The sequence below is a fragment of the Sphingobacterium paludis genome (assembly GCF_004364125.1).
Lineage (GTDB): Bacteria > Bacteroidota > Bacteroidia > Sphingobacteriales > Sphingobacteriaceae > Sphingobacterium > Sphingobacterium paludis.
The window spans coordinates 55,266-69,579 of the sequence record NZ_SNZV01000007.1 but is presented as its reverse complement, the minus strand read 5'-3'; the positions used below and the strand labels follow the sequence as shown (position 1 = coordinate 69,579).

At 36.6% G+C, this 14,314-nt stretch carries 15 protein-coding genes; 2 read left to right on the top strand and 13 right to left on the bottom strand.

Annotation, left to right across the window (positions count from 1 at the left end; all coding sequences use genetic code 11):
- Window positions 1-128: 128 nt before the first annotated feature.
- The 9 genes from B0I21_RS14385 to B0I21_RS14345 form a co-directional block, all read right to left on the bottom strand.
- Window positions 129-536, bottom strand: coding sequence for a hypothetical protein (locus B0I21_RS14385; protein ID WP_133641184.1), 408 nt, complete (start codon window positions 534-536; stop codon window positions 129-131).
- Between the two features lie 29 nt (window positions 537-565).
- The gene (locus B0I21_RS14380; RefSeq protein ID WP_133641183.1) at window positions 566-1,264 is read right to left on the bottom strand and encodes a DUF3800 domain-containing protein; all 699 of its coding nucleotides are present in this window, start codon (window positions 1,262-1,264) and stop codon (window positions 566-568) included.
- 11 nt (window positions 1,265-1,275) lie between these two features.
- A complete protein-coding gene (locus B0I21_RS14375) occupies window positions 1,276-2,460 on the bottom strand; it encodes a restriction endonuclease subunit S (protein ID WP_133641182.1) in 1,185 nt (394 codons plus the stop codon).
- Window positions 2,447-3,913, bottom strand: a complete 1,467-nt coding sequence (locus B0I21_RS14370) for a type I restriction-modification system subunit M (protein WP_133641181.1) — start codon at window positions 3,911-3,913, stop codon at window positions 2,447-2,449. Before B0I21_RS14370 ends, B0I21_RS14375 begins: the two co-directional genes overlap by 14 nt.
- On the bottom strand, window positions 3,913-5,223 hold the full coding sequence (locus B0I21_RS14365; RefSeq protein ID WP_133641180.1) for a hypothetical protein: 1,311 nt from the start codon (window positions 5,221-5,223) through the stop codon (window positions 3,913-3,915). The genes B0I21_RS14370 and B0I21_RS14365 overlap by 1 nt, the downstream gene beginning before the upstream one ends.
- Window positions 5,224-5,226: 3 nt before the next feature.
- Complete coding sequence (locus tag B0I21_RS14360; protein ID WP_133641179.1) at window positions 5,227-6,714, bottom strand: type I restriction-modification system subunit M; 1,488 nt, start codon at window positions 6,712-6,714, stop codon at window positions 5,227-5,229.
- Complete coding sequence (locus B0I21_RS14355) at window positions 6,714-6,920, bottom strand: helix-turn-helix transcriptional regulator (protein WP_133641178.1); 207 nt, start codon at window positions 6,918-6,920, stop codon at window positions 6,714-6,716. Before B0I21_RS14355 ends, B0I21_RS14360 begins: the two co-directional genes overlap by 1 nt.
- 594 nt (window positions 6,921-7,514) lie before the next feature.
- A complete protein-coding gene (locus B0I21_RS14350) occupies window positions 7,515-7,865 on the bottom strand; it encodes a DUF3024 domain-containing protein (RefSeq protein ID WP_133641177.1) in 351 nt (116 codons plus the stop codon).
- Between the two features lie 2 nt (window positions 7,866-7,867).
- Entirely contained in the window at window positions 7,868-8,494 is a 627-nt protein-coding gene (locus tag B0I21_RS14345; protein WP_133641176.1) for a metallophosphatase domain-containing protein, read from the bottom strand.
- Between the two features lie 282 nt (window positions 8,495-8,776).
- On the opposite strand from B0I21_RS14345, the gene B0I21_RS14340 reads away from it, so the two are divergent.
- Window positions 8,777-9,988, top strand: coding sequence for a hypothetical protein (locus B0I21_RS14340; RefSeq protein WP_133641175.1), 1,212 nt, complete (start codon window positions 8,777-8,779; stop codon window positions 9,986-9,988).
- Between the two features lie 30 nt (window positions 9,989-10,018).
- Complete coding sequence (locus tag B0I21_RS14335; RefSeq protein ID WP_133641174.1) at window positions 10,019-10,528, top strand: beta-barrel fold lipoprotein; 510 nt, start codon at window positions 10,019-10,021, stop codon at window positions 10,526-10,528.
- 99 nt (window positions 10,529-10,627) lie between these two features.
- On the opposite strand, the gene B0I21_RS14330 is transcribed toward B0I21_RS14335, so the two are convergent.
- The 4 genes from B0I21_RS14330 to B0I21_RS14315 form a co-directional block, all read right to left on the bottom strand.
- Entirely contained in the window at window positions 10,628-11,809 is a 1,182-nt protein-coding gene (locus tag B0I21_RS14330) for a relaxase/mobilization nuclease domain-containing protein (protein WP_133641173.1), read from the bottom strand.
- The gene (locus B0I21_RS14325; RefSeq protein ID WP_133641172.1) at window positions 11,806-12,144 is read right to left on the bottom strand and encodes a hypothetical protein; all 339 of its coding nucleotides are present in this window, start codon (window positions 12,142-12,144) and stop codon (window positions 11,806-11,808) included. Before B0I21_RS14325 ends, B0I21_RS14330 begins: the two co-directional genes overlap by 4 nt.
- Window positions 12,145-12,245: 101 nt before the next feature.
- Window positions 12,246-13,157 carry a toprim domain-containing protein gene (locus B0I21_RS14320; RefSeq protein WP_243836163.1) on the bottom strand — a complete coding sequence of 304 codons (912 nt, stop codon included), beginning with the start codon at window positions 13,155-13,157 and terminating at the stop codon, window positions 12,246-12,248.
- Window positions 13,158-13,396: 239 nt separating this feature from the next.
- On the bottom strand, window positions 13,397-14,311 hold the full coding sequence (locus tag B0I21_RS14315; protein WP_262708493.1) for a virulence-associated E family protein: 915 nt from the start codon (window positions 14,309-14,311) through the stop codon (window positions 13,397-13,399).
- Window positions 14,312-14,314 lie beyond the last annotated feature (3 nt).

The window sequence follows — 14,314 nt, the reverse complement described above, 5'->3', positions numbered from 1 at the left end:
TTAATTATATATTTCCACGTATATGTTTTGATATATGCAATATAGTATATATCTTTGTACTGTTCTTTACCATCGGTAGGGAATCTACAAAGGTCTTGAACGTTGAACCAGCAAATCAACGTTTTTTTTTATGTCCCAAAATCAGGTCCATCGATTATCTTCTTCAAGTTATCATCATTATTCACTTCGTAGGCCGTGATAAACCTTGCTTTTTTGGAAGCGAATATGACAATAACAACAATGTAATTTCCTTTCACCAAAGTTACCCTTCTTTTATCGTCATAAGATTTCGTTTTGCTGTCCCAACCTACTTTCAGTATCGCGTCAGGATCCTGCAGCGCATCCTTAATCCAATAGATTTTCTCCAGTCTGTTCAATGACACTAGCGACTTGTCCTTTGCCTGTCGGTTGGCACTTTCAAAAAAACAATGATCAAACATCGAGGCGAAAAATTGGACGACAATATCATCAAACGTCTTGATCAGACACTCGCAATATTCAATGCGCCATATCTCTCGCAATTCTTCCTCGGTCATGTTGTATGATTTAATCTTCCTATAACGCATTACCAACCTCCCTGAAGATTAATCTTGAATACATTGAATTTTTCCTCCCATTTGGCCGTAGGTGCTATTTCGCGCGAAAGATACTTTTCTTCCAAGTATTGAATGAGTTGCGCTTTTGCAGCCTCTGGCTTATACTCCTTATTAAACTTTGCCGTTACCATTCCGGTAAGGATATCGGCTAACTGGATACCTAGTGACTCGTGTGACGGCAAGCCCTGTACCTGTGTAATATCTGACGTGTAATTAGAATTATCCAAAGCTTTTTCTAATTCTTTCAACCGACCCTTATTGCGATTTTGCTTCAAATCAGCAAAGACAACATATTCATTGAAATCAAAAATCCAATGCTGTAGCAACTGATAGTAAAATTTATAAAAGCCCAACTCCGCATCTGCGCTGTTAAAGCGAATATGATCCACCTTTTCTGCTTCAACTAGAATAACACGAAACCGGATATAGCCTGCATTAAAGAAAAAGTCGACAATCTCTTTGTACATACTCAAATAAGCCGGCGACACTTTTTGCCATTTCAGTTCTCCGTGGATATTGTATTTGGCTTTAATAGCGCCCAAACCTTCTTTCAACGCAACACGTTGGTCAGCGGGTATCCAAATCCCGCCTATCCCCGTATACGCGTGAGCTTCTTTGTTGCTCAATGCTTCTAATCCGCTTTCATCACAATATATCTCAAATTTCATACGCTAAAGGTTTAAAAGATTTGATTGATTAAGGTTTTTTGGAGCGTCTTTGAAGATGTAAGCTTTGATCTTAACAAAGAAATATTAGACTCTAAATCATTCAAATGATTAAATATCTCTGTCTGTTTATCTATATCTGGTAAGAAAAGAGTTAATTTATTTTTTAAATCAGTTTTAGAAAGATTAAATCTAGTGGAGCCCTGAGCTCTTAAATTCAAAAAATGTCTTATTTCACTATTCCTGAATAAAAATTTGGCATATCGAGGATCCAGTTTTTTAAAATCAAATAACCTAAAGCCAAAACAAAACGAATTTAAATAATAATTCTTCAAGTCTTTCAAAACGACTGCTGTTATTCCAACTTCATCTGGTGTCTCGGATGAACCTGTAAATATTATATCGCCAAACCGTACTTGATTTTGCTTTTCAGAGCCACTTATTTTTACTAAATCATATTCATTCTCATCAATTTCAAAATTTTTATAGACGTTTAAATAGTTAATATATCTTTCGCCTTCACCAAAATCACCCTTAGTCTTTCCATTTAGACCATTATATGTTTCACCTAAAGAAGACAACACATATTCTTTATTACAGTACTGGTTTCTCCTTGAAGTTAATTCATTAATGGATTTAAAATAATAAGCCTTATACTTTTCCATTAGCGACAAATCCTTTTCAATCACCTCATCCATAGCCCAAAGTAAATCAGCTAATTCGGCTTGTTGTTCTTTGGGAGGGAGAAGGAGTTCGTAGCTGGCTACATCCCGCCATCTAACATGCGGATTTGTTGAGCCTACAATACAGTTTGTTGTATGTGTATAAAAAGAATTAGAATGAAACAGAAAAGCTATAAATCTATAATCACCTACATCTTCATTAACTGATAAGGTCAATGTTTTTTCACCACAAATCCCATTAAAATGTGCTAATGCAGCTCTTCGTAGATGTGGGTTTCTGGTAGGATATAAAATTTGACCTGATTTAAATATTTTGTAAAATGTTGGTGGCAATTCATCATTATCTTGGTCGCCAAAGTTTTTTATATTTAAAGATTCTGCATCTAAATGCTCAGCCTTAATAAACTTTTTAAACAAGTTTTTAGCATTAAGTTTATCATTGTTTTCAGTTTTATATATAACATCCGACAACGACACTTTTTTCCAATTTGATTTATCAATATTAAGCATTCTCATTAAAAAGTTTAGTTAAGTTATCATTCATAATAACCGAAGAATTTAACCAATTTTCATAAAGCGTTTCAAAATCCTCATCATTTTGGACCTTTGAAACCCTATGATTATCTATATAATGAGAAACTAACAAAGAACCATCTTTTTTCAAAACATCTTCTCTATCAACTATTTTAGCTAATCCATCTACATCTTTAAAATCCTTATATAGTTTAAAGATACTTTCTATGTGTTCTTCACTTAAAAAAGAAATTGATTTCTCCTCAATAATGAATTCACTAGCGTTGATAAGAAGAATTTTATTTTTCTTATGCGCAGGTTTATTGGTATTTCTAATTAACAAAGAAGACTCCATTGAGGAATTGTAAAATAAATTCTTACCTAAAGCTATTATACAATCTACAGTATCCGTTTTAATCATATTAATACGAATTTTCTTCTCATTATCTCTAAACAAAATACCATGTGGCCATAATTGAACACATCTTCCATTTTCTGGATCTAAAGATTTATGAATATGTTGTTCAAAAGCATAATCCGCACATCCTTGTGGTGGTGTTCCCCAAATATTACGTCCCCAAGGATCGTTAACAAAGGCATCGCGGTTCCAAGATTTAATGGAATATGGCGGATTGGCCAAGATGACATTGAACGTTTTGAGCTGGTCATTTTCAATCAATCCTGGCTCTGCCAAGGTGTCACCACGCACAATCTTAAACTCCTCAATCCCATGCATAAACATATTCATCCGGGCAATAGCCGAGGTGATCAGGTTGATTTCTTGTCCATATAATTTTAGGTTGCGATATTCCTTTCCTTCTTCTTTCAGATGCAAGGCACAATTCAACAGCAACCCTCCTGAGCCGCAAGTGGGATCATACACCGACTCTCCGGGTTGCGGATCCATAATTTTAGTCATCAGCTTGACCACTGTCCGATTCGTGTAAAACTCCGCTGCTGTATGCCCACTATCATCTGCAAACTCCTTTATCAAGTATTCGTAGGCATTGCCCAATTTATCGTCGGATACGTTCGCCAGATTGAGCGTATGCTGCGAAAAATGCTCAATGAGATTAATCAACGTAGCATCCGACAAACGGTTTTTATTGGTCCAACTCGCATCTCCAAAAATCCCATCCAATGCATCCGGGTTAGATTTTTCTATACCACGCATAGCGTGTTGAATGGCCATACCTACATTGGTAGTGGTTTCTCGTACATCATTCCAATGGGTACCCTTCGGAATTTGAAAACGATGGTTTTCCGCAAAAGCAGCAAACTCTAAATCACCGTCAGAATCGGCTAACGCCTGCTGAAATTCTTCATCATACACATCGCAGATACGTTTGAAGAATAAGAGCGGAAATATATATTGCTTGTAGTCCCCGGCATCAATCGTACCCCGCAAAGCGGTGGCCGCACCCCACAAATATTTTTCTAATTGTTGTTGTGTCATTATTTAATTAAGTCTTCTTCAAAAGCTTTGTAACTCGCTCGAATCAAATTCACTAGTCCATCTAATTTAGTCGCTGAGTCATCCATCATCTTTAATTCTTCAAAAGGAATAACTACAAACAATTCATATCCAAAAGAAATATCGAATTGTGATTTATTTGTATTAATTACCTTCTCCTCCCAATTTAGTTTTGCTCTCCAATCGTAACTACTCAGAAAATATTCATCAAATAGTTGTTCTAAAGCCGTCCATTGCCCTTTACTTTTAATACTTCTACCAGTAAAGTTAAAATAGTTCTCTTTCGAATATAGACCTGGCTTATTAAACTCTGTATCACGAAACCATAAACCCGTAAAGAATTTTTGAAATGAAGTTAATTTTATATGATAACCTTGCTGTAATTCATAGTCCTTACCTTCAATATTTAAGGTTTTCGCTATTTCTACTTCCCTAGAGAAAAGATGCCACCCCTGAGCCTTGGTATTTCCTGCATAAACAGTAACTACCAATTGACCTTCATCTGCAATATGAAATAATATCTCTTGAGCCCAAGGTTTAGTAAAAACCATACCTAACCGATCATTATAGGTTAATTTTTTAATACCATCATTGACCTCTAAATAATTTATAGCCGACTCTATTCTTCTACGAATAGCAAACCCCTGATTAGCTGTCAAGGCTGCAATCGGAGTCTCTGGTAACCAATTAGGATTATGGCCTTTAACTAAATTAATAAAATCTAAAGTAAAACGATTAATTTGACCGACTGTCTTTTGAAAAGAAGACACCTTTGATGCTATTTGCATCAATTTCTTCCAATTTAAATCTCGTGATTCTACAATTTCACTAAACTTAGATATATCATTACTCTTTTTAACAACATTATAAGCCTGATTATATAATTGTGCTTTGCAATCTACGCCATCACGCTTAGCTTCTATTATTATAACGATATCATTTAACTCAATTACTATATCACAGATAGGATCGTATTCATGCAAATTTGTTTGATTGAAAAAATGATTCACATTCATTTCGAACTCAGATAATGATACAGCAATAATTTTTTCATATGAATTTATGTTTGAAGAATTCTGTTGTATGTTAATATTTACTTTATTTTCAACTTCTGTATTACTTAAAAGTAGATCAAGCTGTTTATCATCATTGAGTACTGCTTTTAATACTTCGTAAAAAAACAAAACATCTTCTTGCATACAAATAGCAAAAGCACGTGTAAGGTCATTCTCAAGTTGATATACACGTTCTTTCTTTGTATATGTATTGAATACATTTAAATGTGAATTCATAATTTAGGATAAATGTTGGTTTAATAGTATTTTAAACTTCTCTTCAGCCACTTGACTCTCTTCCCAAGCCTCTTTTAGCTGTTGCATAGCCTCCTCTACGGATGGCAGATTATCTTCTATGATCTTATCTATGTATAACGGTATATTCAGATTGTAATCATTCTCCTTAATTTGCTCCATATCGACTACTTTAACATAGTTTTCTACGTTCTGAAAATTACGGTACCAATCAAAAATTTGTTGTACATGTTCCTTTTCCAAAAAGTTTTGCGCCCTGCCTACACGGATTTGATCCGAAGCATCGATAAATAGAATCTTGTTTTGCTTGTTAGTTTCCTTTTGCTTTTTGAAGACCAGCACACAAGCGGCCAACTGTGTACCGTAGAAAATATTCGGTCCTAACCCAATAACGGCCTCCAGCAGATCCATTTCCAAAAGCGCTTTCCGAATCCGCTGTTCCGAGGCTTTTCTAAAAAGAACACCATGAGGTAACACAACCGTCATCCTACCCTTATCGTTCATGGAGGAGATCATATGTTGCACCCATGCCATATCGCCATTTCCTTTCGGTGGAACGCCCGCGATATTTCGGCCATAAGGATCATTTGTCCAATTGTCAGCTCCCCAATCCTTTAAAGAAAATGGTGGGTTGGCGATCACACAATCGAATTTTTGCAAACCGTCAGAGGTAAAGAAAGCAGGATTTCGTAAGGTATCTTCACGTACAATTTTAAAATCTTCCATACCGTGTAGAAACATATTCATGCGAGCAATGGCACTCGATGTCAGGTTTTTCTCTTGTCCGAACAGTTTAAGCGTTCTGTAATCTTCTTCTTTTTCGCGTAAGTGATCGACACATTCTAACAACATGCCCCCTGTACCACAAGCCGGATCGTAAACCGACTCACTGGCTTTGGGGTCCAATATGAGATCCAATAAACGGACGATAGACCGTGGCGTATAGAATTCTCCAGCTTTCTTGTTGGTCAAGTCGGCAAAATGCTTGATGAGATATTCATAGGCATTCCCAAGTATATCCGCTTCTACATTGGAGTTAGATAATTCGTATTGTGAAAAGTGCTCAATAAGATCAATTAATAAACGGTCAGATAGTTTACTTTTATTACTCCATTGTGCATCGCCAAATATTCCGTACAAGTATTGTTGATTGGCCTGTTCTATTCCTCTCAGAGCCTTTTCTATAGCCAACCCTACATTGTCTGTGGTTTCTCGTACGGTTTTCCAATGGCAGCCTTCAGGAATAACGAATCGGTGAAACTCGGGAAGTGATGCGTATTCAGTATCGCCGTCAGACTCGGCCATCGCCAGAGCAAACTCTTCATCATAGACGTCGGATATCCGCTTAAAAAATAGCAAGGGAAATATATAAACTTTAAAGTCCGAAGCGTCTACCGGACCTTTCAGGATCCAGGCAGCTTTGGACAGGTATTGCTCTAATTGAGACTGTGTTATTTTCGATTTGGAACTCATTATTTACTCGAATTCAATAATTCTTTAATATCAACTTCTAATAAAGCAGCAATTTGCAACAAAGTATCCAAACTCGGTTGTACTTCATTCGTACACCAACGAGAAACGGTTGTTTCGTTCTTGTTAAGCGTCTGGGCAAGCCATTTGCTGGTTTTGCCTTGTTCTACTAGTACCACTTTCAATCTGTTTATTGGTTTCTTCGGCATAATAATCTGCGTTTCGTGTAAATATACATACTTTAGATTATGTTTCTTTATTCGAATTGTAAATGAGCGCGTGAAACTTGGACATAGGAATTTTTTAGGGTTACAAAATTCTTACAGTCCCAGCGAAAAACAACTCGCCACGTGATCATCTTGAAATTTTGTTTTCTATCTTATTTTTAGAGACTTACAGAATTTACAACCCCATTGTACTGTAACAGATTTAGCAAATATTTGTTACAAGAAAGATAGTATTTATGATTAGAGGTATTGCATAAAATTTGGATAGCTATCAAGCATATTTATCTTTGCATTGATACATTTGACTACGATTTAAAACTTATAAAACAACCATGTCTCGATCAGTAAGAAAAACTAAAATATTCGGCATCACTACAGCTGAAACAGAAAAACAAGACAAAAGGCGATGGAACAGAACATTCAGGAAAGTTTGTAAAAAATTAATCCGTCTAGAGAAAGACCCTCCAATCAAAATCCAAGGCGTTACAGACGTTTGGGATGGCGCGAAAGATGGTAAACGATACTATCGTCAGGCCACAAAAAAGGATATGCGGAGGTAGTTTTTTTTAACGTCTATTATCCAAAAAAGCATCCGTAGGCGTCATTCTTTATTTCTGTAAGCAATTCTTGTAGGCTATTGCTGTCCGGATTCGGTTCATACGATTCCCATTTACCTGATCCACGCATCCAGTAGAGTTTCCATATTTTAGAAGATTTAATGAAGCGAAGTTTGGCAAACGGTAGTTCTAAAATATTTGTTGGATTATTCCATTGGGGTCTGATCTCAAAGAGTAAAGCCGTTTGTCCATCCCAAGAATAACCAAAATCCAATTGCTTACGCACTTCCTCGTTTTGGGGTCGCTTAGCATCTACAAAACTCTTAAACTGAACGTCGACCATTGAAATAGGTTCTTTTTTATCTATCATCCTTACAAATCTAAAATTACTGGTTTATTCTTCATCTCATACCAGTCATCTAACACGCTGGCATTGATAAATATTGTTTCTCCCTTCGTGAAATTTCCGTAATCCTCGTGTATATGACCAAAAATATGATATTGGGGTTTCACTTGATAGACTCGTAAAAGTAATTCTTCACATCCAGTCCTTTTTCCATAAACCGTTTCATCCAAAATACCAAAAGGAGGACCATGTGTAATCAGCACATCTGTATCATTCGGAATCAAGTCCCAATGCTTCTTAATTTCACTACCCCGATTACGGTTAAAAGCCCAGTTATTAAACCACGGCGTAATAGGTGAACCCCAGAATTTTAGATCATTAATCTCCACACCGGAATCATTTAGATAGATAATATTTTTAGGGATTATCCTGCTAATCTTTTTTGACTCCGACTCTTCAAAAAAGAAATCATGATTCCCTGCAATAAATATTTTGTGTGTATGCTTTTGTTCAGCAAACCACTTTAGAAAATCTACGACCTGTTCTTTTGTTCCACCTCGAGTAACATCGCCCGCGTGAATAAGAATGTCACCATCAGGGATATTTAGATCTCGATGTTTTCCGTGCGTATCAGAAATGGCGACAATTTGCATCTCCAAATTTATGGATTATACCGTCTAAGACAACAAAAAATCCCCAATATGTCCGTAAATCCGTATATTTATACCATTAATTTTTTGAACGAAATAGCGTAAGCTATCGTATTGGTTAGACTGAAATTGCGACCTTCATTTGACAACCAACTTTCGATAGGCTTACGCCCGTGCCTTATATGGGCGTGGGCTAAGTCTTTCTGGTTGTCAGGCCGTCGCAAGCCTCAGTCTATGATCGATTTTAGTTTCACGCCTTTTTTATTTCTCGAAATAAACCAGAATATGGCACAGGAACAATTTTATTATCCCCATAACGGCATTGCGCTAAAATATATTGATCAACAAATTGTTAAGCGGATTATCAAAGCTTATGAAAGAGGTGATCAGGTTGAAAAAATAAAAGCGGATTTCCCTGATGCTCCGATCAACAATAGTCTATATGTTAACCTTCCATACGAACTGACAAACGAAAAATGTATCTGTGGTCACCATATCTACCGAAAAGTTCCAGGGAGAACGTCGTACAAAGAAAATGTTGCCATATGTCCAAACTGTTGGCACGATGAACAGCAAAAGTTGTGCGAGTGCCAATATTGCACCGAAATACGTCTTAATGCTGAGAAAAAAGAAAATAGTGAGTTTTTGGAGCGGTGGAAATTCTACTGCGATTCGTTTGCTACAACAAAGAGAAAGATCACTTCCCTCGATTTAAATGACATTATTGACCTGCTAATTCTATTTGATAATGATAATTTAATGAATTACAGCGATAATCAAATTAGCTTTGATCTTGTTCACACGTCTTATAATAATCGTAGTGAATTATTACATGTCAGCAGCTTTAATCCTGAGCTCCTGGCATCAATACACGCGCTTATCGATCGACATATCCTCGTTCCTGTCGAGGACTTAACTGCTACAAGAGTGCGTCTACTAAAAGGATACGACAAGCTTTCGAAAATCCCCTTTTACCTACCTAAATGGAGATTTAATTTAGAAGATACAGTAGACTCGGTCAGTAAATACATTAAAACTTGCATTTCACAACGCATCTATAATGCCGATGAGCTCAATCTCTTTTGGTTAGAGTTATACCATAATGAACTATCCCAGTATGTACATGATCAAGCAAAGGAAAACCTAAACCTAGCATTGACCGATCTTGAAATCCTTTCAATATCTGAATACTTAGCAGAAGCATATCCGCTCTCCAAAGCATTCAATTTGATTTATTTCTCGATCAGTTCTGCATTACGTTTTCAAGTGCAGAAAAAACCGAAAGAAAAAGTTCTGAAAAACTATCTGGTTACTAAAATACTGGATATGGCAGAACAAAAGAAAGACAATCAGCACATCATCAAAGATTTTAATCGACCTGCGAATTTACCAATTAACGTTAAGTCACAAATCATCAGAAAATACATTTTCAAACTCGAGGCAGACCACTTTACATGGACAAAAGCAGTGGCTGTAGCTACTGCTGCTAAATCATAAAACAGAACTATATTATCAAATTCAATTCATATGAACAAATTCAATCAATTACTAATTATTGCAACGATCCTATTATTCAGTGCTTGCGGAAAAGACAATCCTGAAGTTGAAGATCAAAAGTCAGTCAAAAAAGTGATAGAAATAAAGATCAACTTTGGAACAAATTACGCTAGCTATGGTGCCAACTTTGGGTTACAAGTAGCCAGCATAGATGGCGGATTGCCTAACAATTTTAGATTTGAAGGGATCAATTCAACCCCTTCCATCGTTCATGATGCAAGCATTATTCACCAGGCGGAAATATCACCGATTAGCAGTTCCGGTCAAAGCATTAAAACATCAACACCTGTTAGCACTTTCTCCATTGCCACGATAGCGACCAATCTGACCGAAAATGCCACGCCACTGACGGCTAAGTTTGAATTCTATATTGATGGCAAAAAAACCGTTGAAAAATCACTTTCATTCCAACCAAACGATTCTGCTGCAAAAGTTCTCATTTTTGAAGTGTCTAATCCCTCCGAACTTATTGAAAGCTAAATAATAAACACCTTCAAAATATCATTGTAACATTATATATTTATATAGTGTTACAATGATATAATTATATAATGATAGCATTATATAATTATGTACTGCTTAACGCTTTAATCTTCTTTTTCGCCGTTTTTCATCTTCATCTACCTCGTCACCGCCAACACTACCAAGTAAGCCGCTAAGACCGCTAATAACGGCACTTGCACCAATAGAAAATTGATTAGAAACTGCCTCTTCAATCTCTTGTTCTGTTTCTTCACTTCTGTCATTTCGTCCAGAATTGGAGTCAAATCTACCGTTGTAGACATTTTGGACATCGTATTCATCTTTTGATGTAATACGGCTTGGTTCTCCGTTACCGTTATTTGGAGTTCTGATAATTTCTTGATGCTGATTTTCAGCTCCTCGACTTGATTTTTCAAGTATATCTTTAAATCTTGCTCTTGTTTCACTGTTTGCTGAGCGAGCCGCTGCGCCATCTCTGCTTTGTTCATAGTTGATTCTGTCTTTTAAGTTATTCCATTTGTACTGGTTTCCCAGTTTTTGCCCTTTTGCTATAAATCCATTGTCCATTACATAGGTTACACCACTTATGAAGCCAGTTGTCGTAGACTGATTGAACAGTAGATAAACTCCATTTTCAGCGCAGTTATGGATGAAAGAATTCAAAGAATTGGCATCGGATAAAGCTATCTTAACCTTCGCTTGTATCAGCATCCGATCAGAAAGTTTTCCAGTACGCTCGATCATTTCCAGCTCATCTTTATTTGGCGCTCGATCCTGTGCTTCTTTTGATGACTTCACAACCTCTAGTCCATACTTTTGCTCTATTTGCCGAGACAACTTCTCGCTACGCTGATAATTATTTGAGTCACTGACCAATTTTGTTTTACCCGTTTCAGGATCAATGGAGAGCCGATGCAGTAAAAGGTGAACGTGAATATGTTTATGATCCTCACCATCGTTATGCTTGTAAAGCAAAAACAAATGATCATCACTAAATCCCATTCCTTTTTTATAATCATCTGCAATGGATTTAAGCATTTTGTCCGAAACTTTGTCATTTTCTGAAAAACTCAAGGCAACGTGATATCCGTCATTCTTCATACGACCGCTATGCAGGCTGTTGATCATTTTGACCTCTTTCAAAACAGCTTCACTCGTCGGGTCTAAAAAATTATGATCCAATAATTCTGCGCGCTGGGTTACATCCTGCAAATTCATTTTCTTTTCATTGTATTTCAGTGCGTCAGCGAAGCTGTGTACTTGTTGGATAGCAATCATAACTTCCGTATTTTATTTTGCACTATATTTAAGATCTCCGAAACCTGCTTGCCGATATGCTGATCTATCTCGGTAATTCGGCTTTGATTAATCGCTTTCATATATGCATTATAGGTCAGACCGATCTTTCTCACTTGGTAGTATGTTTGTATATCTAAAAGCGGAACTGACGCATCAGGTAGCTTTCCTTTCATTAACAGCTTTCTGAATATATCGGGAGCATGAGTGTTGGTCAGATCAATAATCTTTTCAAGCTTTTGTTTCTCTTCAATATTCAAGCGGATTTTTACTTCAAAAACCCGCTTTTCATCAGGATGTAATTTTCTTTTCTTCATAACTAAACAAAGTGCAGTTTGAGGATAGCAAGCGGATAGAAGACCTTCTCAATATTATTGAGAGGGACTCTATCCATGTCTTGCTATCCTAATTTTTGTAATCATTTGCATTCCTTTTCAAGATACTCTGCGACATCTTTATAATCGGAATAAAACGGATTTAGGGGAATCACTCGATCGGCAAAATTCTCAACGAGCACTTTCAAAATATCATTGCCTGCCGGATCATTATCGACCGCCGAATAAATCGTCAAGTAATTCAAAAGTTTGATTTTATCGATTAATCGTTCACGCATAGAAACACTGTTGAGAATAATAAAATCATTACGATCTTCCATCTTTGGGTACAGTGTTAATAGCGCTAAGAAATCGCTCCAGGATTCTGTAACAACCACGCTCGTACTGCCCCTAGCAAAAAAGCTAATATCTTTACAGACAAGACATGTTTTTACACGTATGAATTCATCGGTGCCATTCTTTTTATATTCGTAGCTAACCTCATAACCCTTGTTGACATTTTGAAAAGCAACACAAAAAAAAGAACGTCTATTCATATTGTATTTGATCTCGACAAGATACTTTGAATAAAGACTTGCGGCTATCTTGCGCTTAGCTAGGTATTTTACCAAGGCTGGGTGTTTTATTGTATTGATAGCTGTTATTTCATATTCTCCAAGCTTATTTTCTCTTTTCTCAGCAATAAATTCATTAGTTATATTTTGCTGGGAAAAAGAAAAATCAAAATCGTCAAGCAGTTCAAGGGCTTTGGGAATTTCACAGTGATAATAAGCACAGATATAGTCGATGACTGTCCCAGAGATGCCATTACCGTAATCGTAAAAGGTATTCAACTCGCTATTGAGCGAAAAACTAGGCTTTGCCTCCGAAGACCTGAATGGCGAGATAAACCAATAATATGTTGTTCCCCTATTCGTTCGGGTAAAGACTTCTTTATGTCCCAACTTATATAAAATCTGCAGTAACGAAATCTGTTTTGCTTGTGTACAATTCATAGTATTCACAATGATTTTTTTATAAAAACACTTACCTAGTTACCTAGCCTACCTAAAAACCTGACAATCTGCTCATTAATGATTTAAGAGTAGGTTACCTAAGCTTACCTTGCTTACCTTTTTATAGCGTTTAGGTAGGATAGGTAAGTAATATTTTATAGTTACCTACCTATACAAACACCTGATTATAAGATAGCTTAGGTAACTTTAGGTAACTAGGTAACTCTATTTGATATTTTTTAAAACTTAATGGGTAAATCAGTGAATTTCGGCTTAGCTAAATAGCCGTATACTTGCCTTTGGGCATGTTTCACTCGTTGAAATCCATATTTCTTTAAAGCGGATCCCATCCTTATGCTATTCAGTTTCATTCCTATCAACGAAAGTTCGGAGATTATCTCCGTAGCTGTCCTGAAATCATCCATATCCTCACTATTTTCGTAAAATTTGAGTACCCCTTCACATTCTACAGACAGGATCATAAAGCGCTCATTTCGCTCTTCGTTTATTCTTACATCTTCTGCCGTCAACGCTGAATTGAAGGTTGGCACGTGTTGAAAAATATGATAGGCTTGCGTCCAAAACTTATCGACATCAAACTCAATGTTGTAGCGTTCGTAATCGATTCTCCCGGATATCTCAAAGACGATCCAGCGCACATTTCCCGTTTCATCAATTAGAAATTCAGATTTGTTCGTACTTCCCACAAAACTGCATGTGCGGCTCAGAAATGAATTCTTTTTGTCAAAAGGCAAGCGGTCATTGACGGTTTGCAGCGAAATCATTGCTTTAACCTTATCGGTATCGTGCCTATTCAACGACTGTAACTCCTCCAAATTGGTTATAAATGTTTTACAAAGCTTGACTCTTCCGTCCTTATCCAGTGAAAGATTCTCACCGTAATATTTTAGCAACGATACAGGCATCAATTTTTTCAGATACGTACTCTTACCTGCGTTTTGTAGGCCGTTTCCCAGAATTATTGCATGCTTATTGATTTCATCGGGTATGAGCGATGTCTTGACTGCGCGAACAGCCCATTTTTTCATGTGATAATAGTAGAGATCGTCGTTATCGGTTTTGGCATAGCTGCAATATTGTTTGATGTAATCGAACCCATCCCAAACAGGTAACGATTCAAAATACCTACGAATAGG